The sequence below is a fragment of the Burkholderia sp. Ac-20392 genome, assembly GCF_017104585.1.
GTDB classification, from domain to species: Bacteria; Pseudomonadota; Gammaproteobacteria; order Burkholderiales; family Burkholderiaceae; genus Burkholderia; species Burkholderia lata.
In genome coordinates, this window is record NZ_JAAGPB010000051.1 from 1 (window position 1) to 18,199 (window position 18,199).

General features: G+C 60.8%; 18 protein-coding genes. 8 read left to right on the forward strand and 10 right to left on the reverse strand.

Annotated features, from left to right (window positions below; translation table 11 throughout):
- The first annotated feature begins 171 nt into the window (after positions 1-171).
- A complete protein-coding gene (locus G3N99_RS09770) occupies positions 172-939 on the forward strand; it encodes a GntR family transcriptional regulator (RefSeq protein ID WP_241011565.1) in 768 nt (255 codons plus the stop codon).
- Between the two features lie 48 nt (positions 940-987).
- On the opposite strand, the gene G3N99_RS09775 is transcribed toward G3N99_RS09770, so the two are convergent.
- From G3N99_RS09775 to G3N99_RS09785, 3 genes are all read right to left on the reverse strand, one after another.
- Positions 988-1,536 (reverse strand): glutathione peroxidase, encoded by a 549-nt coding sequence (locus tag G3N99_RS09775; RefSeq protein ID WP_174933193.1) that lies wholly within the window; start codon positions 1,534-1,536, stop codon positions 988-990.
- A gap of 306 nt (positions 1,537-1,842) precedes the next feature.
- Entirely contained in the window at positions 1,843-2,169 is a 327-nt protein-coding gene (locus G3N99_RS09780; protein WP_174938818.1) for an EthD family reductase, read from the reverse strand.
- Between the two features lie 357 nt (positions 2,170-2,526).
- A complete protein-coding gene (locus G3N99_RS09785; protein ID WP_206122268.1) occupies positions 2,527-2,991 on the reverse strand; it encodes a GNAT family N-acetyltransferase in 465 nt (154 codons plus the stop codon).
- A gap of 150 nt (positions 2,992-3,141) precedes the next feature.
- Between G3N99_RS09785 and G3N99_RS09790 the strand changes: the two genes are divergently transcribed.
- The 3 genes from G3N99_RS09790 (at position 3,142) to G3N99_RS09800 (ending at position 5,610) form a co-directional block, all read left to right on the forward strand.
- On the forward strand, positions 3,142-3,804 hold the full coding sequence (locus G3N99_RS09790; protein WP_174933197.1) for a GntR family transcriptional regulator: 663 nt from the start codon (positions 3,142-3,144) through the stop codon (positions 3,802-3,804).
- A complete protein-coding gene (locus G3N99_RS09795) occupies positions 3,788-5,029 on the forward strand; it encodes a dicarboxylate/amino acid:cation symporter (RefSeq protein ID WP_174933199.1) in 1,242 nt (413 codons plus the stop codon). The genes G3N99_RS09790 and G3N99_RS09795 overlap by 17 nt, the downstream gene beginning before the upstream one ends.
- Before the next feature lie 176 nt (positions 5,030-5,205).
- The gene (locus G3N99_RS09800; protein WP_174933201.1) at positions 5,206-5,610 is read left to right on the forward strand and encodes a hypothetical protein; all 405 of its coding nucleotides are present in this window, start codon (positions 5,206-5,208) and stop codon (positions 5,608-5,610) included.
- Between the two features lie 385 nt (positions 5,611-5,995).
- On the opposite strand, the gene G3N99_RS09805 is transcribed toward G3N99_RS09800, so the two are convergent.
- Complete coding sequence (locus G3N99_RS09805; RefSeq protein WP_174938717.1) at positions 5,996-6,310, reverse strand: hypothetical protein; 315 nt, start codon at positions 6,308-6,310, stop codon at positions 5,996-5,998.
- A gap of 202 nt (positions 6,311-6,512) precedes the next feature.
- Between G3N99_RS09805 and G3N99_RS09810 the strand changes: the two genes are divergently transcribed.
- Both G3N99_RS09810 and pstS read left to right on the forward strand, forming a co-directional pair.
- Positions 6,513-6,728, forward strand: coding sequence for a hypothetical protein (locus tag G3N99_RS09810; RefSeq protein WP_174938715.1), 216 nt, complete (start codon positions 6,513-6,515; stop codon positions 6,726-6,728).
- A 411-nt stretch (positions 6,729-7,139) separates the two neighbouring features.
- Entirely contained in the window at positions 7,140-8,165 is a 1,026-nt protein-coding gene (pstS, locus tag G3N99_RS09815) for a phosphate ABC transporter substrate-binding protein PstS (protein WP_174983539.1), read from the forward strand.
- A gap of 594 nt (positions 8,166-8,759) precedes the next feature.
- Here pstS and G3N99_RS09820 read toward each other — a convergent pair.
- The 4 genes from G3N99_RS09820 to G3N99_RS09835 all read right to left on the reverse strand — a co-directional run bounded on the left by G3N99_RS09820 (position 8,760) and on the right by G3N99_RS09835 (position 13,320).
- A complete protein-coding gene (locus tag G3N99_RS09820; protein WP_174933209.1) occupies positions 8,760-9,359 on the reverse strand; it encodes a DJ-1/PfpI family protein in 600 nt (199 codons plus the stop codon).
- Between the two features lie 335 nt (positions 9,360-9,694).
- Positions 9,695-11,419 carry an ABC-F family ATP-binding cassette domain-containing protein gene (locus tag G3N99_RS09825; protein ID WP_206122270.1) on the reverse strand — a complete coding sequence of 575 codons (1,725 nt, stop codon included), beginning with the start codon at positions 11,417-11,419 and terminating at the stop codon, positions 9,695-9,697.
- Between the two features lie 590 nt (positions 11,420-12,009).
- Positions 12,010-12,393, reverse strand: coding sequence for an ATP-dependent protease (locus G3N99_RS09830; RefSeq protein ID WP_174933212.1), 384 nt, complete (start codon positions 12,391-12,393; stop codon positions 12,010-12,012).
- Positions 12,394-12,846: 453 nt separating this feature from the next.
- Positions 12,847-13,320, reverse strand: a complete 474-nt coding sequence (locus tag G3N99_RS09835) for a GNAT family N-acetyltransferase (RefSeq protein ID WP_206122271.1) — start codon at positions 13,318-13,320, stop codon at positions 12,847-12,849.
- A gap of 512 nt (positions 13,321-13,832) precedes the next feature.
- On the opposite strand from G3N99_RS09835, the gene G3N99_RS09840 reads away from it, so the two are divergent.
- Positions 13,833-14,252 (forward strand): hypothetical protein, encoded by a 420-nt coding sequence (locus G3N99_RS09840; RefSeq protein ID WP_206122273.1) that lies wholly within the window; start codon positions 13,833-13,835, stop codon positions 14,250-14,252.
- A gap of 340 nt (positions 14,253-14,592) precedes the next feature.
- Here the strand turns inward: G3N99_RS09840 and G3N99_RS09845 are convergent, their stop codons facing one another.
- A complete protein-coding gene (locus G3N99_RS09845) occupies positions 14,593-16,038 on the reverse strand; it encodes a DEAD/DEAH box helicase (protein ID WP_206122275.1) in 1,446 nt (481 codons plus the stop codon).
- 372 nt (positions 16,039-16,410) lie between these two features.
- On the opposite strand from G3N99_RS09845, the gene G3N99_RS09850 reads away from it, so the two are divergent.
- The gene (locus tag G3N99_RS09850; protein ID WP_206122276.1) at positions 16,411-17,145 is read left to right on the forward strand and encodes an ABC transporter substrate-binding protein; all 735 of its coding nucleotides are present in this window, start codon (positions 16,411-16,413) and stop codon (positions 17,143-17,145) included.
- A gap of 57 nt (positions 17,146-17,202) precedes the next feature.
- On the opposite strand, the gene G3N99_RS09855 is transcribed toward G3N99_RS09850, so the two are convergent.
- Positions 17,203-18,120, reverse strand: a complete 918-nt coding sequence (locus G3N99_RS09855; protein WP_174933222.1) for a LysR family transcriptional regulator — start codon at positions 18,118-18,120, stop codon at positions 17,203-17,205.
- Between the last annotated feature and the right edge of the window lie 79 nt (positions 18,121-18,199).

Below are 18,199 nucleotides of genomic sequence, written 5' to 3' on the forward strand. Positions count from 1 at the left end.
TGGCGCGGAGCGGCTGGCCGACGCCGCTGGCGGCTCGATCCGCAAGGCGCTCGCGACACTTGCGCGCCCCCCGCGCGCATGACGCCCACACGAACCGCAACGACCCGTATGAAACCTTCAAATCCGATGCCGCGCGGCCGGCCCCGTGTCCGACCGGCCGGCCTGACCGACTTGTTCGACGCCACCCGGGCGGCGGAACTCCGCGCGCCGGGTGGCGACGGCGAATCGTCGATCTCGATGCGCCTCGCCCGCCTGCTGCGCGAGGCGATCGTCGAGGGCCGGCTGAAGACCGGCGAAAGCCTGCCGCCGGAACGCGAACTCGCCGAACACTTCCAGGTATCGCGGGACACCGTGCGGCGCGCGATCGACAGGCTCACGCGGCAAGGCCTGATCGAATCGCGGCGCGGCGCGGGCACGTTCGTCGCCGCCAGGGTCGAGCAGCAGCTCGCGCGGATCACCAGCTTCTCGGACGACATGCTGCGGCGCGGGCTCGCACCCGGGTCGCAGTGGATCAGGAGAACACTCGACCGCCCGACGCCCGACGAGTTGCTCGCGCTCGGCCTCGCGCCGGATGCGCAGGTGCTGCGCCTCGAACGCGTCAGAACGGCGGACGCGGTGCCGATGGCCATCGAGCGCGCGACGCTGCCGGCCGCGCTGCTCGACTACAACGTCGATTTCGGCGAATCGCTCTATCGCGCGCTGCAGGATGCCAACGTCCAGCCCGGCCGAGCGATCCAGCGCCTGCGCGCCGAGCTGGCCTCGGCCCGCGATGCCGAGTTGCTCGGCATCGGCACGGGCGATCCCGTGCTTTCCATCGAGCGCCGCTCGTTTTCGAGCGAAGGCTCGCCGCTCGAACTGACACGCTCGCTGTATCGCGGCGATCGATACGACTATGTCGCGGTGCTCGAGCATCCGACAGGCAATGCCATGACGGCATGAAGCAGTTCGATGCACACACGCCAGACTGATCGGCTGGCGTGTGGCGACTTACGCGGCCTTGGCAAGCTCCGCATCGATGGCGGCGACCAGCTTCGGGTCGTCCGCGGTCGTATCGGGCGAGAAACGCGCGACGACTTCGCCCGTGCGGCTCACGAGAAACTTCTCGAAGTTCCACAGCACCTCGGGCGCCGGATTCGGTTGAATACCGTAGCCTTCGAGGCGCGTACGGAACGGGCCGTCACCGGTCGCCTGCGGCTGAGCCTGGGTGAGCGAGCGATAGAGCGGATGCTGGTCGTCGCCGATCACGGAGATTTTCGAGAACAACGGGAACTTCACGCCGAAGGTGCCGGTGCAGAACGACTGGATTTCCGCATCGGTGCCCGGTTCCTGGCCTTTGAAGTTGTTGGCGGGGAACGCCAGCACTTCGAGGCCTTCGGCGCGCTTGCCTTCGTAGAGCGCTTCAAGACCTTCGTATTGCGGCGTCAGCCCGCATTTGGACGCCACGTTCACCACCAGCAGCACTTTGCCTTCGTAGGACCGCAGGGTCGTTTGCGCACCGTCGATCGCGTTGACAGGAATATCGTAAATCGTGCTCATGTCTGCATCCTTCAATTGATTGAATTGATTGGCGAACCGCTGGAATCGCGGCGTATCGCGTTCGTTGGACAACCTTGCACGTCGTCGGCGAAGGCACGCTATCGACGCGTGTGATCTGCCCTTAGCAGAGCCCTATCGTACTGCGATCGGTCAACTTCTTGCTTGCAGGCGCGGGCCGCAGGGGCAGACCGGCGGCCTCGAGAGACGCCAGCCTTCGTTACAACGCCTGAGCGCTTGCATCAGCATCGCCTTGTTGCTGGGGCAGGCCATATGCGGATGCGCTGCCTGGCGATATCCGAACCGTGATCAGACTTCCGAACGCTCCACGACCACCTCGCTGATTTGAAGCACGGGTTGTATATCCGTGTAATTGGCGATGTCGGCCATGATCTCCTGCGCGTGCGGGTCGCGGGCTGCCTGGAACGCTTCGACAGAGGTGCAGACGAAGTCGCACTTGGCCACGTAAACAGGATCGGCGCCCGGCGCACCGCCTGCGATGCCCTTGTCCACCGTGTAGTACAGACATGCAGCGCCGAGCCGCTGTTTCACCATTGGCATGTGCTTCTCACGGTAGTACGCATGATCGAATCGCGCGCCTGCGGCGTACGGGTACATGACACTGACTTTGATCATCGGGTTCTCCTGTTGCTGCACGGTCATCGAGGCGCCGCCGCCCGCGAGACGACATCGAGGTCGCCGATACAGGACGTGGCGAAGGCTTCTTGCAGAATTGGCGTACTCGTCCTTCTAACAAGCGCGACCCACTTTGGAAAAGCCGATTGTCAGCGAACGACACCGCCATGCCGAGTGACTGGAAATGGCCATCGGCAGCCCCATCCAGGCAGGCCAGGTCACCGTCGATCATTGCTCTTTTCGGTTGATCGCGGAAATCCATGGACATCAGACGCAACCGGAGACGGCTTGACGTAGAAGGCTGGACTAGACCACCCAGACAGCGTCTGGTCGTCTGACGTCAGTAACCAACGAAAATCAGCATTCAATCTGACGCTGCATTAAAAAGAATTTCATGTCATCGCGCCCCGGCATTGAAATCGGTTTCGGATCGCGATTAAAGCCGAGCATTTCGTAGAATGGGTAGGCCGATTCGCGCGCCGTGCACCAGAGCAACATTCCACGCTGTTCGCGGACATGGCGAATGGATAGATTGACCAGAAGACGCCCGAATCCCAGACCACGCACCGATGGATGGACGGCCATACCGCGAAGGCGCCAGGCTTCAGCGTTCAAAACACCGGATTGTCCTTCTTTACACACCGACGCCACGGCAATAATGCTGTCATTATCACGAACGGCGAAGTGCGTCGTCGTTGGGGCGAGGTCTCCGTGTAGCGCGCTCCCCTCCTCATCTCCGGCCAGCAAGATTGCGGCCCTGAGGGGATAGGTTTCTTCCGCACGAACGGCGCAGATGGTAAAGCGCACATCTTGTGAAGTCATCTAATTATCAGCTCTCTTCGTGACGCAGATATTCTTCCGGTTCTCTTTCAGCATACCCACTCGCAAAATTAGCAGTTGCCGGGCGTTACCAGTAAGGGTAATTTCCTATCAGCCATTTCTTTTCCAATCATACGCTAACTGCGATCACAGATGACGTCGAAAGTCTCGACAGATGCAGAGCTCGCCTACGACGAGATCCGATCGAGGATCTTTGACGGCCGCCTTGCGCCTGGGCAGAAAGTATCCCATCGAGGACTGTCGGACGAGCTCGGCTTCGGTCAGATGCCCGTGCGCAGCGCATTGCATTTGCTCGAGTCCGAAGGGCTGGTTGTCGTGATCGAGAAGAGTGGCACCTATGTCGCATCGCCGACGACGAGCGATCTCCGCGAAATTTTTGAAATGCGGCTGGCCCTCGAAAGTACCGCTGCGTTTCTTGCAGCCAGGTCGGGCGTCACGGCAGACCTTCGCGAGGCGGCAGGGAAAATGCGCGAGCTGATTGACCAGGACGTCGCGGACATCATGCTCGAGCAACGTATCGGTTGGGTATTTCATCAAGCATTGTTCGCCGCCGCACGGAACGGGCGAATCTCATCGGCGTATGGTCTATTGCGGGCCCAAACCCTGGCGCTGAATGAACTCCCGCGTAGCGACGCTGAAACGGTTCGGCGCGGCACGATCGAGCACTTGCGCATCTATCACGCTATCGAAGCGAACGACGGCGAGCTTGCGCGTCAGCATATGTGGAATCACATCGTTGACGGTACGCCCGCACGGATAAAACTACTAAAGGCGCGGCATGAACACGAAAAATAAGGGACTTTCCCTCCCGATACAAATGCTTGGCGGGCTTGTCCTGGGCGTCGCTTGCGGCGTGTTTGCACCTGGCTTCGCCCCGAAGCTGGGCTTTCTGAGCACGATGTTCGGCCACGCGATCAAGATGGTCGTCATGCCGTTGATCTTCCTGTCGGTCACGGTCGGCGTCTTTCGTGCGGGCCGGCTTCGCGAGCGGCTTGGAAAAGTCGCACTGTCCAGTATCGCCTTCTTCGTTTTGATGACTGGCCTGGCCGCATCGCTCGGCCTGCTGCTCAACTTTGCATTTCGACCAGGTCTCGGGGCGAGCGTCACTCACACTGGATCGCTGCCCACGGCACTCGCGTCCAGCATCGACTGGACGAAATTTCTCGTTGATCTGATCCCCGCCAACATCGTCGCTGCGCTCTCTGCAGGGAATTCTCTCCCGGTACTCGTTTTCGGCGTGATTTTCGGTGCAGCATTGTCGGCTGCCCCGGAGCGTACCGAGCCCGCGATTGCCGTTTTCGAGGCGCTGCTGTCGGGACTCTTCAAGATGACCCAGTGGGTTATCGCATGGTCGCCGCTCGCGATCTTCGCCGCGATCGCGCAGTTGTTGTCAGCCAAGGGCTTTGCCGGCGTGCATTCGCTTATCGAGCTGCTGGGCGTGGCCTATCTCGGCATGGCGGTTCTGGCGGTTGTCCTCACCATCGTCATTCGCGTCGCCGGTCAGTCGCCTCTCGCCGTTCTCAGGAAGGTGAAGGAACCGCTGATCCTTGGTTTCACGACGCGTTCGTCCGAAATTACCTACCCGCTGCACCTGAAGAAGCTGGTTGAATTCGGCGTTCCCCACGGCGTGGCGTCCACGATCCTGCCTCTGGCCTATATTTTCAATCGCGACGGCGCGGTTCTCTACACGGCCCTCGCGGTCGGCTATCTGGCCGACGCCTATCATCTCGCCTGGTCCTGGCCGCTGGCGATTACGATTTTGATTTTGACGATCATCACCATCGACGGAGCAGCCAATGTGCCCTCCGGGGCAATCGTAGCCATCACCATCGTTCTGACGTCGATCGGGTTGCCGGCCGATGCGGTGCTGCTGCTGTTGGGTGTTGACGCCTTTTTCGACATGGGGAGAACCGCCCTCAACGTCTACGGGAGCACCGCGGCAGCTGCTGTTGCGGTGAAGCTTTCCGGTTCGGAGGACAGTATCGCCGCAGAAACCGTGACTCGTCAGGCGAGCGTGTAGGTGCTTCGGAAGCGACGGGCGCAGGGCGCTTCAATGTGTTGCGCCCGTCCATTGCAAGGCGCCGAAGCCCATCCACTCGCGCATCCGGGTACGGTGAGGAGAACAGGATTGGATGAACGTTCGCGCCTATTCATCTTCAGTGAGTAGAGCGACGTATCTTTTGCAGGGGAAAGAGTATGGTTGGTTCAGAATCTGCAGATTTTTTTATGCTGCGCTTAGGTACGCCGCATCCGACCTGGGCGTTGCTTGATGACAGCAACATGATTGGCATGGGTGATCGTGACGGGGTGATGTGTGCCCTGTTCGAGCTGGATCGCAACCAGGTCGCACGGATCAGAGGATTGGGCCAATCGGTGGAGAGAATCCGGTGTATTTGCGATCGCGCTGGCCGGGAGCTGGATTTTTATCTCCATGGCAGGCAGATGTCTCGAGGCGTATGGGCCGGGGTCGCGTCGGCCGATCCTGACTATCTGCCGACCGACGCGATGATCGCAACATGGAAAGTACCGAAGAAGCCCTTCGATGCCTTCAAGTTTCCGAGCGTGAGTGCTCTTTTGGTCGCATCCGCTAGCCCAGCCTAAACTGCGATCACAGATTATTGCGCAAGCTCGAGACGGAAAGGCCCCGATTTTCGGAACCGATCGTTTGACATGACCGTCTGGCTGCACGCGCATGCCGTTCAGTGCCTACGGTTCTGGCACACTCAACCTCGGATCGCCAGAACCATTTTGCTGGCCAGTTCACCGGCCAGCGCTTTTCGCTCAAGGGTATGCGGTCATTGAGCGATGCCCCTTCATCGCGACGCTCAATCGCGAGACTACGCGAAAGCCCCGCAAAAACATTCCCCCAACAATGCAGCAGTACCTGTGTCGCACGTGACCAGACGCAACACGTGAGGTCACGCCAAGCTCTACGCCCGTCCGTTTCGAGACCGAGAACGCCACCCGCTCAACCTCCCGACGGCGCTCACAGCATCACCGCCCAAGCTCGCTGCTCGCCCCGAGCGCTCCCCGTTCGAACAAAATCCGAAACATTCAGCGAAACCGTATCAGCCTTCGCTTTTGAGCGCGTCTTCTGCGCGACTGCCAGGATCGGTGCCAAGTGCTCATAAAAGCATTCGAGCTGCCTCGCATCCGATGCCAGTCGCTCAAGGTCGCACGCCTTCTCGAGAATCAATCGAGCAATATGAAAACGCTGAAGCCCGCGGCCGACTCGAATCTGAAACACGACGCCATCGCTGCTATGCGGCACCCCCGCCCACACAAGCGAACTGCGATCCATAAAGCCTCCGGTAAATCCCAATCGTCACATCAATATGCCAGCCATCTCCGACGTTGCATATTTGTATTTCAAAATTGTGGCGATTCATACATTGGCATATTCGCGAGATTCGAATATTGCGTCGCAGCAAAAGTGTCCGTAGACTGGGTTCGCGAGTCCAATGCAGTTGCCCTGCAGTCGCCCCATGACGGGAGAGCACGCCATGACGACTTCTTCACCAGCACTGAGCCAGGCGCCCCCGGCCCTCCACGTGTTCCAGCAAGATGGTGGTTGGCACTGGGGCATCACCGTTCCCCGCTCCGCGGGATCCGGATTCAAACTGATCGCATTCAGTCACGACATCTTTTCCACTGAAGACACGGCCCAACGCGATGGCGATCGGGCGTTGGCCACCATCGTCGCAAGTGACGTGCATTGAACGTGGCGGATCGAGCAATTGCATCGTCCTTGAGTTTTCACAACCAACTGCAATACTCCTAACACCCTTCGACGCGAGACCAGTACCGCGCACGATGACGGACCTCGCCACTTGTCTGACCTACCCGATCGTCGGTGACGATCCAGGCCGGCCGCTCTCTTCCCGCGGCCCCGGTTGGGGTACGTTTCAACCAAGCTTCCGGCGGACGTCATACGAGAAAAATGCAGCGCAGAGCCTGCTACACCCACGCCATCGCTCACCGTGTTTGAAAGCAATCGAGAGCAGATCGCTGCCGCGGTCAACCGGCATACGTTGTCGAAAGACGGCCGGCAGATCCCACTCGACCAGTCAGACTTCTGAACCGATGCCAGCTTGCGGGCCGGCATGCCGATCGCAGACAGGAGACGTTACATGAACATCCGGATCTTGATTCCCTGCACCCTGGCTCTGGTTGCCCTCAGTGCGCACGCTGCAGATATCACCGGCGCAGGCAGCACTTTTGCGGCACCGATCTACGCAAAGTGGGCAGATGCGTACAAGAAGTCGGGCGGTGGCAAAGTCAACTACCAGGGCATCGGCTCGTCGGGCGGCCTGAAGCAAATCAACGCAAAGACCGTCGATTTTGCCGGTTCGGACGCTCCGCTGAAGGATGACGAGCTTGCAAAGGAAGGCCTGTTCCAGTTCCCGACGGTGGTCGGCGGCGTGGTGCCGGTCGTCAATGTGCCGGGCGTGAAGGCCGGCGAACTGACGCTGTCGGGCCCGGTGCTCGGCGACATCTTCCTCGGCAAGATCACGAAGTGGAACGACCCCGCAATCACCGCACTGAACCCGAAGGTCAAGCTATCGGATACGGACATTGCCGTGGTTCGCCGCGCCGACGGTTCGGGCACGAGCTTCATCTGGACGAACTACCTGTCGAAGGTGAACGGCACCTGGAAATCGAAGGTCGGCGAAGGCACGACGGTCAACTGGCCGACGGGCACCGGCGGCAAGGGCAATGATGGCGTTGCAGCGTTCGTGCAGCGCCTGCCCGGCTCGATCGGCTACGTCGAATGGGCGTATGCGAAGAAGAACAACATGGTCTACACCGCGCTGAAGAACTCGTCGGGCACGGTGGTCGAACCGAAGACCGAAACGTTCAAGGCCGCTGCCGCAGGTGCGAACTGGTCGAAGTCGTTCTACCAGATCCTGACGGACGAGCCGGGCAAGGACGCGTGGCCGGTCGTCGGCGCGACGTTCGTGCTGCTGCACGCCACGCAAGAAAAACCGGCACAAGGCGCGGAAACACTCAAGTTCTTCGACTGGGCATTCCATAACGGCAATCAGGCCGCCACGGATCTCGACTACATCTCGCTTCCCGATTCCGTGGTGGCCGAGATTCGCAAGCAATGGAAAGTGAAAGTCAAGGATGCCTCCGGTAAGCCGGTTGCAAACTGAATGCGCCGGATGGGACATGCAATCGCCTGCATTCGCCTCGCAGCGAAGGAGGACGTCCCTTCGATGACCTTCCAGAAGGTCCGTCATGACCGACAATCGACGCACACCGTAATGGCGAGCGTACTTGATGTGAACATCGGACGGACGCACTGCCGATCACGTTGCAATCAGCGGACAATTTGAACCATGAGCGAAGAAGCGCTTCACCGAGCCGACGCGTTCCTGAAAGGCTGACGCATATGCCTTGCGAAGCCTGCACGAACATGCACCTGATGTCCGATCCTGTCGCACATCGCGGACTGGTGGAATTGCACAAGCCAACGAAATTGCGGCCGCTAGGTCGACCTGCAATTGTGGTGCGACAGTATCGCTGCCGTCTTTGCAAGACGAACTGGCTGGTGGAGTCCGATCCGTCGCAAACCGGGGGCACCGAGTGGCTCTGCCTGAATGAGTCATCGAACATTCTCGCCCCCGCCTCCACACGACAGCCAAACGACGTGGCAACCGAGCGCCCCGGAGAAGCCGGGGTCGGGAACACGACGTTACTGCCGAACCCGGCTCACGGCGATGGCGGCAGCGCCATCTTTTTTGGCGCTACGCCAGGTAAGGCGTGATGTTCGTCAGCGCCCGAGAAACGTACTCGTCCTTCTCGCCGACCGGCGCGACGTAGTGCAGTGCGCTCCGTGCGGCTTCCTCGCCCTCCAGGCGTGCAATGATCCACGCGGCCAGATACTGCGATGCAAAGCAGCCACCTGCCGTTGCGACATTGCCTTGAGCGAAGAACGGTTGATTGAGGACTTCGACGCCCGCCTCGACGACCCAGGGTTTGGTTGTGAGATCCGTGCACGCCGGGACGTTGTCGAGAAGGCCAAGCTTTGCCAGAACCAGCGTGCCCGAACACTGGGCGCCAATCAGTTGCCGGGCCGGATCGAGATTCAGCTGCTCCATCAGCGTCGCGTCGTTGACGACATCCCGGGTTCGAATACCGCTCCCGACGATGACGGCATCCGCCGTGCATGCGTCCGCCAACGTCGACTGCGCCTGCACGGTCACACCATTCATCGACGTGACGAAATGCTCCGGGCATGACAGCGTTACCCGCCAGTCGGGCTTCTTGATGCGGTTGAGTACGCCCAGCGCGATGAGCGAGTCGAGTTCGTTGAAGCCCTGGAAGGTCAGAATGGCGATGTGCATGGGGTGCCCTGGCTGAGGTCTGTCGATGCATATTGCCAGATCGGCGTGATGAACGGATTTACGTTGTCGAAAACTTGCTGTTGCGGCCACCGCTATCTGGTCAGAAGGTGCACTTCGCGTGCCCACATCAGCGCGGCTTTCCGGATCGGCCGTTACCGCCCCGAAAGCGACACGCGAGCTTTTCGATATCGGCCATTCGTTCGATCAGGACGTGAAGCGGGTGCGGAATCGCAGGATACTGGCGGCAGGCGGCATCAAGAGGCACCGCATCAGTCTCTGCCCATAGCCATTCAGACGTCGCCGCGCTGCTGCGAACCGCACCCATCACATACGCGTTAAAGCCCAAGCGCCTGTTCCAGTCGCCGCATTTCTTCCCGCCACTGTTCCTGTAGTTGCGGCTTCTGATGTTTCGGTTTGCGTACGAGTTCTGCCGCCAGCCATGCGTCCAGCTGACACCACCGTTGCCACTGCGCCTCAGCGTCGCTGCTGGTGGATTGAACGCCGGTGTGGTTCCGTGTGGTCGGAATCTGCTCGGGTGCAGCGGGCTCACGAGATGTGAACAAATTTCGATACGCGCTTTCAGCATCCGGCAATTCCTGCAAGCGCCCGTTATGGATCGCCCAGAAGCGATTGCAACTGTGCTCGATCAATTCGCGGTCGTGCGAAACCAGGATGAAACCGCCATCGAACGCCGCCAGCGCGGCAGCGAGTTCGCCCTTACCTTCCATATCCAGGTGATTGGTCGGTTCGTCGAGCCACAACAGATGGTAGCTCGCCATGGACAGCGCGAGAAAGAGCAGACGAGCCCGCTCGCCGCCACTGAGCGTGGCGACGGTCTGACCATGGCGGACATATGCAAACCCGGCGGAAATCAAAGCCTGCCGTCGCTCTCTGTCGCCGACTGGCGCAAATTTATATAGCGCGTCAGACAAAGTGGCGTCGTCGGCCAGTTGATGCAATGACTGATCGTAGTAGGCGATGCGTGCGGCCGGATGATAACGCCAACCCATGCGCGCTTCGCCCTGCTGCACATCGCTCCAGCACTGGCGCAGCAACGAGGATTTGCCCGTGCCATTGCTGCCCAGGAGCGCGACCTTGTCACCTGGCCGCAACCACAAATCGTGAACCTCAAACAGGATCGGTTCTTCCGCCTGGGCGCGTACATGCAGCCCTTCGAAGGCCATCAGACGGTCCGCCGCCAATGGTCTTCCTTGTAGCTTCAAGCGCCACGGGCTGCCGCGACTGACAAAGGTCTGGTCTTCCTTTAGTTTTTCGACACGCCTTTGCATGGACTTGGCCTGGCGCGACAGTTTCTCGTTGTCGTGCTCGCGCCCCCAGATGGCCAGACGTTTGCTGCTGGCGGCCAGCCGGTCTATCTCGCTTTGCTCGCCTGCATGACGCGCCTGTGCCGTTGCATCGGCCTCGGCCAACGCGACCAGGGCCCGGCTGCACGGCATATCGAAACTGTACAAGCGCTGATCGCGCAGAATCCAGCTTTTGTCGCTGAGGCTGTCCAGAAGTCGCGCGTCGTGCGATACCAGGATGAAGCCGCCCTGCCAGCGGCGCAGGAAATTTTCCAGCCACAACAACGACGGGAGATCCAGATGATTGCTTGGTTCATCAAGCAACAGCAGATTCGGCTGCGCAAGTACCGCACGCCCCAGCAGCAGACGCGTGTGCTGACCGCCGCTCAGGTCGGAAACGGGTGTGTCCGCCGCAGTGGCCAGTTCCAAATCGTCCAGCAGACTGTCTACCCGCCAATGCTCGGCCCGTTGCCCGCCGACGCTCTCCAGCAACGCCTCTCGCGTCGTCAGGTCGGCAAGTCTTGGCGGCAGATGCTGCTCGACGTGTTGCAGCCGGCACATTGCCGCATATTGCACGCTACCGACACTGGGCTCGCGGCTGCCCGCCAATACATCAAGCAGACTGCTCTTGCCGCAGCCGTTGTGGCCGATCAGGCCGATGCGGTCGCCCAGTTTTACGGTAAAGGAAAGGTCCTGGAATAGCGGGCCATGGCCGGTTTCCAGATTCAAGGAAAGTGCGGAAATCAGGGTTGTCATGCTCTTGCTCTCGTTTTTTCGGGACGTGTTAGTCCCTGTCAACAGGAGCGCTGGCGACAACTTTGGAGTCGAGAAAGGACTCGGAAGGAGAAGGCTTTGCTCTGACCGGGTTATCGCAGCGCGATGGAACTCAGGCAAGAGCAGGCGAATGTGCTGAACAAATGTGCCAACATCAGTGGGCGCATGAGCAAAACCATATTTACCTCCTTTTTAAAAAAGAGTTGGATGTAGCGGCGGAGTTTATCCCGGCTCACATCGGTTATACAAGCCGCGGGAGTGACGGCTCGCAGCTTCTTCCAGGAAAGATCGCGGCATGCTTCGCAGCAACTCGCTATTGGGCGGCCAATATCTGTTTTGAAGAACGTGTTCCGAGTGACTGTTGCTGTCCGGCTGCTGTCCGATGTTGCCGGTCGAGCCGATGCACCTCGATGGCAAGTGTCAAAGCACAACAGACACGCGTTCCGAAGATCCGAAAACTTGTCCTCTCTTAGAGGATCGGTTGCAGCAACTGAGGGCCCAGCGTACCACGCAATTGACCTGACTTCGGCCACGCATCCAGCACGACTCGAGCCCCCAATGGCAAGCACTGGTCAGAGATCTCCGCGCACTTCACCCGTTCCCAGCGCACTCCGCTGTCGGTTGATTTCCGCCCAAAGTTCATCACTGTCGTCTTCGCGCAGCACGACCATCCCGTCCAGTTGATCGTCAGTCACGTCGAAGTATTCCAGGATTTCCTGGCGAGTCGCGTCGATGAACTCCGCGTATTCCGGGGTTGCCTGGGCCTGCGCGTGCAAGGCGTCGTATTCGGCATCGTCCGCGCCGCCGCCGTGCTCGTCGATATAGCGCGAGATCCACTGGTCTCGTTCGCGGTCGTAGTCGGCTTCGGCGCGCATCGCCTGCAAAGCCGTGTAGATATCCAGTTGGGCAAACGCGGCGATCGCAGCCGTTGTCGCCTCGTCGAATGTAGTCATCATTCCATCTCTCATGTCGGTCATGGCACATCATCGCACGGGCCGCACCCGGGCAGGCGCCTCGAATCCGGACCGCGCAACATGCCGCCTGGCGCCGATGATTGATCGGAGCAAAAGGCATCACGATCGCGAGATTCACGCCTTCCGGTGCGCAACTCATCGCGGACGCCTGCGCAACAGGGCACTGCAAGCACTGCAATGAAAACACCCAAGCACGGCTGATCGCAAAACAAGCTTCGAGCGTATCGCCGCAAGCGTCACGCCGGCACTTGAGCGCCACTGCGGGCGCCGGCCGTGAATGGCGCATGATGGCCGAACCGAACGCCGTCGGACACCTCCGTGGTGGTCCGTTACCGGCTCAAAACGATCCTGAACGGACTGCCGGCATTCCCGACCAAGGCCTATCCGCCTGGTGTTTTGCCGACTGCAGATGACTACAGTCGGCCTGGATACAAGCTATGCAGGGCCAACGCACTTGGTCATCGGCACGCACGCCAATTCCAGTCCGCTCGACGTTCGGTACGTCGAAATCGATGTCCCCGTCCAGCCACAAGAGCGATAAAACGGCGCCGCGTTCAGCGTGGCATCGAGACGCATCGAGGCAAGCCCATGATCGCGAGCCAATGCTTCGAGTGACGCCAGCATGCTGCGTCCAACACCGCGCCCCATGTGAGACGGCCGGACGAAGATGGCATCCACTTGCCCGTTTGCGACGGTAAGCATGCCGGTGCCCACGACCAACTCGCCATCGACGGCTACGTAAAAGTCGCGCTCGACGATGCGGGCCCACTTGTCGGTCGGCGATCCAGCCACCCAGGCTGACAAGGACGCTTCTGGGTAATATTCAGCACACGCAACCCGTACCGAAGCTTTGCGGATTTCCCACGTATCGAGTACATCGCCGCCATTCGCTTTTCGTATTGTCAGCATGCCGCGCTCCCGGGCGTGATCTGCCAGATCAAGGCGTCGACAACGCGCAAAAGATTAACAACACATGATTTTTCGTCCATGCAATCACTCCGATTGGTGCCAATGCAAACGGGGCGATTGAAACGACACGGCCCCGTCACGAGTGGCGGGGCCGCTGAGGAAATCTACGTACGATGTATGAACGTCACGATTCCCACGACTCGCCACCGGCGGTCATGGCGCACATCATCAATTTTCGCGCGTCGTGGTTCATGACCGAAAGGTTGCCGTTCGGTAACGTGGCTGTCAATAACGATTGGGATATCGTTACCGATTCAGGTAATCGGCGTGAGAGGCACAACCGAAAAGTCTATATGCCCGAGCACATAATGTGGCAATTCAGTCGCAGGTCTCAGCGGTGTGATTGCGCTCATACCGTTCGGTGCGCGCCCAGGATGTCGAGTCGTTGAAAACGCGCACATGCCATAATTCGCCGATTCCTGAGCTACCGGACGCATCGTGTCATACGCGAAATGATTTTGATCAGATCACTTGCCGCCTACCTGTTGATGGCTGGATGTCTTGCTACGGCACACGCCGAGACGTATCCACCAGAAGTATCGAGAAACATCGACAAGCTTCAGTCCAAATGCGCCCGCAAGTCCAACGATCCCAAGGCGCCAGACTGCATCGAATACAAGGCCACGTTGGCCCGCACCATTCCGTCTGCCGTCCAGGCACTGATGCATCAGGAAGAAGTGGCCAATGACAAATGCCGGAACGGCCCGGCACCGAAATTATTGCCTGACGGGCAATATGCACCGGGAAGCGCGTGCGCACAACGCGAACAGCTGATGACGACCATTCACCAGCACAACTGGTGCTGGGGTCATACGGACATGGATAGCTACCTTCCGGGTTGGGTGATCTGTCATCCCGGTGAATGGCAGTAAGGCCGCACCAATAACAGGACTGGATTTCCGCAAGGCTGTTGAGGCGGATTGCAGGTCCAGATCCAGATCCTGCTCGTCGCCGGCGATGCCCGCGCCCGTTGTTGCCGCAGCAAACAGTCGAACCGATTTCCCGGCAATCCGTCCAGCCGCTCGATCTACCTTGGCCGCGCTAACCCTGGCCGCCGCCCTGGAATCCGCAGCGGGCTCTTGTCCACGCGGACCTTCCCGAGCCTCCGCTTTCAACTGCAGATTCAACCCGTCGAAGCAACACCCTCGAGTCTGCCTACGGCCTCCAAACCGCCTGCCGTACTCAATGGCTGGCGTGACACATTGCCACGAATCAGGACGGACGCTTCCCTCGCCCACCAGCAGGTTTGCCAGCAGGCTTGCGCGCTCCTGCCGCTGGCTTGGCGGCGGATTTACCACGCGGCTTCTGCACGCTGAACGGACTGCCAATGGTGTAGTCCGGCCCGTTACCAGCCGGTTTCGCGGGCGCCGCCGCAGGCTTCCGCTTGTTTTCGCCATTCTGCGGACGCGGCTTTTTACCCGGCACCGGCATGGCAGCCGACGAAGCGTGCGGCACTTTCGGCTTCTTGGGCTTTTTGGGTTTCTTGATGATCTCGCCCGTCGCGCTGGTTTCCGGCACGCGGTGTTCGGCCTCGAAACCCGGCTCCTCTTCACGTCGCAGCGTCTGCTTGATCAACGCTTCGATCGCGGCCAGTTGCGGCGCTTCGTCCGCACACACCAGGGACACCGCCACACCGCTGGCGCCCGCGCGGCCGGTACGGCCAATACGGTGCACATAGTCTTGCGCCACGATCGGCAGGTCCACGTTGATCACCAGCGGCAGGTCGTCGATATCCAGCCCGCGCGCCGCCACATCGGTGGCCACCAGCATCTGGACTTCACCCGTCTTGAAGCGCTCCAGCGCACGCAGGCGCGCCGGTTGCGGCTTGTCGCCGTGGATGGTGTCGACTGCATAGCCCGCTTCGTCCAGCATCGCCGCCAGGTAATCCACGCCATTGCGCGTCTTGACGAATACCAGCGCATGCTCCCACTTGTTCTCGGCCACGAGGTGCATGAACAGGTCGGGCTTGTTCCGCTTGTCCACCGTCACGACCCACTGCTTGATCTTGCTGGCCGTGGCATTGGGAGGGCTGACGCTGATGTTGACCGGACCGCGCAGAATGGTCGCCGCCATCGCGCGGATATCGTCGGAAAACGTGGCGGAGAACAGCAAGGTCTGGCGCTGCGCGGGCAGCGCGGCAAAGACGGCGTTGAGCTCGCGCGCAAAGCCGAGATCCAGCATGCGGTCGGCTTCGTCCAGCACCAGCGTTTGCACCTGATCGAACTGCACCGCATTCTGGCGGTTGAGATCCAGCAAACGGCCCGGCGTGGCGACGAGCACATCTACGCCCTTGCGCAGCTTCATCATCTGCGGGTTGATACTCACGCCGCCGTAAGCAGCCAGAAATCGCAAATCGAGGCCCTTGCCGTAAGCGACAAAGCTTTGCAGCACCTGTTCAGCCAGTTCACGCGTGGGCACCAGCACCAGAACACGTGCGCGGTTGCTGGACACCGCCGGGCCGTGTTGCACCAGCCGCTGCAACAGCGGCAGCGCAAAACCCGCCGTCTTGCCCGTGCCGGTCTGGGCGCCCGCCATCACGTCCTTGCCGCCGAGCACGGCAGGAATCGCCTTGGCCTGAACCGGTGTAGGGGCCTGGTAATTGAGGTCCTGCAGGTTACGCAGCAAGGGATCGATCAGGCCAAGCGAGGCAAAAGACATGGACGTATTCCGGACTAAAACCGCAATTCTAGCGGTTGCCGGGCGAATCAAGGCCCACTGGTGCTGGCTGGAGGGCGCCGACGGTGAGCGACGACTCGGCCACCCGGCACAGCCGCTGGCGCGCAGCAAGCCAATCAAACCCCTTTTCCCGCATCAAATCGCCTCTCGCAGCCGCCCAGCCCCGTTGCCCGTCTATCACGCTCGGGCCACGAGATGACGGAAACGCACATAAATCGCGCCTCCCGGTTGGCAACGAAGGCAAGCTTGCGCCGCTCGACGCTCCGCCATGACGAAAGCCAGGTGATAAGCTCGATGCCGACGATCAGTCGCGCATCGACGCGCCCCGAACCCTACGACCGCAACGAGCCTCCCATGCCTCTCGCCCCTTCCGTCCTCTCCGCGTTCACGCCGACCGGCAAGCTGCGCGCGTCGATCAACCTCGGCAACCCGATCCTCGCGAACCGCGACCCGGCAACCGGCGAACCGTTCGGCGTGTCGATCGACCTGGCGCGCGCGTTCGCCGAACGCCTGTCGGCCGAGCTGGAGCTCGTGGTGTTCGACGCCGCCGGCAAATCGGTGCAGGCGCTGACCGACGAGCGTGCCGATTTCGGCTTCTTCGCGGTCGATCCGCTGCGCGGCGAAACGGTCGCGTTCACGGCGCCGTACGTGCTGATCGAGGGGTTCTATCTCGTGCGCGACGCGTCGCCGATCCGCACGAACGCGGACGTCGACCAGCCGGGCAACCGCGTGACCGTCGGCAAGGGCAGCGCCTACGACCTGTTCCTCACGCGCGAACTGAAGGCCGCGCAGATCGTGCGTGCGCCGACGTCGCAAGCCGTCGTGCAGACCTTCATCGAACAGCAACTGGAAGTGGCGGCCGGCGTGAAGCAGCAGCTCGAGAGCGACGCGGCGAAAACGTCCGGCCTGCGCCTGCTCGACGAGCGGTTCATGGTGATCCGGCAGGCCATGGGGGTGCCGAAGAGTCGCGGTGAAGCGGCTGCGGCCACGCTGAATGCGTTCGTCGAGGAAATGAAGGCGTCGGGCTTCGTCGCGGATTCGCTGCGGCGGCATGGCATCACCGGCGCATCCGTCGCGCCGCAGGCGTGATTGAAAACATCGTGGCCTCAATGCGGCGGCGTGTCGTGTCCGCCGTCGGCCCGCCTTTCAGTCGCGTGGCCGGTCGAGCAGTTGCTTGACTAGTGCGCGCACGATCGGATTCGGTTCGCGCCCGCGCGCGGTCGCGATGTGAATGCGTCGGACGGCCCATGGTTCGGCCAGCTCCACGACCGCAACCCGGCTGAACAGCTCATGGCTGACCAGGCACTCCGGTTGAATGGTGACGCCCAGTCCGGCTTGCACGAGGCTGACCGCGACCCCTGCACTCCGGACGTTGTAGCGCGGCTTGAATTCTTCCCCGAGGCGCCGTGCGGCCGTGCGTATCGCACCGACCATCGCCGTCACGGCAATGACGTTTTCCGGCAGAAGATCCTTGAAGGTCACGGTCGCGCGCCCGTCAAGACGATGCCCCTTCGGTACGACGGCGATCAACCGGTCCTCACGGTACGGCGTGATATCGACGCCACCCAGGTCGAGCTCGTGCGCCGCGGCGAACACACCGATGTCGGCTTCGCCGCGGACGACCGCCTGCACGATCTCGGCATTCTCGAATTCCTGGATCAAGAGGTCCACCAGTGGATACTCGCGGCTGAACTCGCCGACTTCACGCGCCAAGAACGGCACGATGATCGACCGTGCCGACGCGACGGTCAGCTCGCCTTGCATACCGTCGGTAAAGGAGGCGATCTCGGACCGCATGTCGTCCAGCTCGTCGAAGATCTTCCGGATATAGCGCAGGAGGACTTCGCCCGCCGGACTCGGTAATACCCCCTTCGGGCCGCGCTCGAGAAGCCTGACGCCGGCGATGTCCTCGAGATCCTGGATACGCTTGGTCGCCGTGGACGCCGCGATATTCTCGCGAATCGCAGCAAGGCCGATCTGTTGCTCCTCGACTGCCGACAGGAACAATTTAAGCGTGAACAAATCGACCTGCCGAATCAGGTGCAATCGGTTGAATGTACTCATGTCTCCTCGCATGCATCGCTTCATGACGCGGTCGGACGTCATGAAGCGATGCGTACGGGCACGTTCTCCCCGATCCCGC

Coding starts and splice junctions, on each gene's coding strand:
- G3N99_RS09775 (WP_174933193.1), bottom strand. CDS start 1,536: ATGAGCACGATTTACGATATTCCTGTCAACGCGATCGACGGTGCGCAA.
- G3N99_RS09780 (WP_174938818.1), bottom strand. CDS start 2,169: ATGATCAAAGTCAGTGTCATGTACCCGTACGCCGCAGGCGCGCGATTC.
- G3N99_RS09785 (WP_206122268.1), bottom strand. CDS start 2,991: ATGACTTCACAAGATGTGCGCTTTACCATCTGCGCCGTTCGTGCGGAA.
- G3N99_RS09790 (WP_174933197.1), top strand. CDS start 3,142: ATGACGTCGAAAGTCTCGACAGATGCAGAGCTCGCCTACGACGAGATC.
- G3N99_RS09795 (WP_174933199.1), top strand. CDS start 3,788: ATGAACACGAAAAATAAGGGACTTTCCCTCCCGATACAAATGCTTGGC.
- G3N99_RS09800 (WP_174933201.1), top strand. CDS start 5,206: ATGGTTGGTTCAGAATCTGCAGATTTTTTTATGCTGCGCTTAGGTACG.
- G3N99_RS09805 (WP_174938717.1), bottom strand. CDS start 6,310: ATGGATCGCAGTTCGCTTGTGTGGGCGGGGGTGCCGCATAGCAGCGAT.
- G3N99_RS09810 (WP_174938715.1), top strand. CDS start 6,513: ATGACGACTTCTTCACCAGCACTGAGCCAGGCGCCCCCGGCCCTCCAC.
- pstS (WP_174983539.1), top strand. CDS start 7,140: ATGAACATCCGGATCTTGATTCCCTGCACCCTGGCTCTGGTTGCCCTC.
- G3N99_RS09820 (WP_174933209.1), bottom strand. CDS start 9,359: ATGCACATCGCCATTCTGACCTTCCAGGGCTTCAACGAACTCGACTCG.
- G3N99_RS09825 (WP_206122270.1), bottom strand. CDS start 11,419: ATGACAACCCTGATTTCCGCACTTTCCTTGAATCTGGAAACCGGCCAT.
- G3N99_RS09830 (WP_174933212.1), bottom strand. CDS start 12,393: ATGATGACTACATTCGACGAGGCGACAACGGCTGCGATCGCCGCGTTT.
- G3N99_RS09835 (WP_206122271.1), bottom strand. CDS start 13,320: ATGCTGACAATACGAAAAGCGAATGGCGGCGATGTACTCGATACGTGG.
- G3N99_RS09840 (WP_206122273.1), top strand. CDS start 13,833: ATGATTTTGATCAGATCACTTGCCGCCTACCTGTTGATGGCTGGATGT.
- G3N99_RS09845 (WP_206122275.1), bottom strand. CDS start 16,038: ATGTCTTTTGCCTCGCTTGGCCTGATCGATCCCTTGCTGCGTAACCTG.
- G3N99_RS09850 (WP_206122276.1), top strand. CDS start 16,411: ATGCCTCTCGCCCCTTCCGTCCTCTCCGCGTTCACGCCGACCGGCAAG.
- G3N99_RS09855 (WP_174933222.1), bottom strand. CDS start 18,120: ATGAGTACATTCAACCGATTGCACCTGATTCGGCAGGTCGATTTGTTC.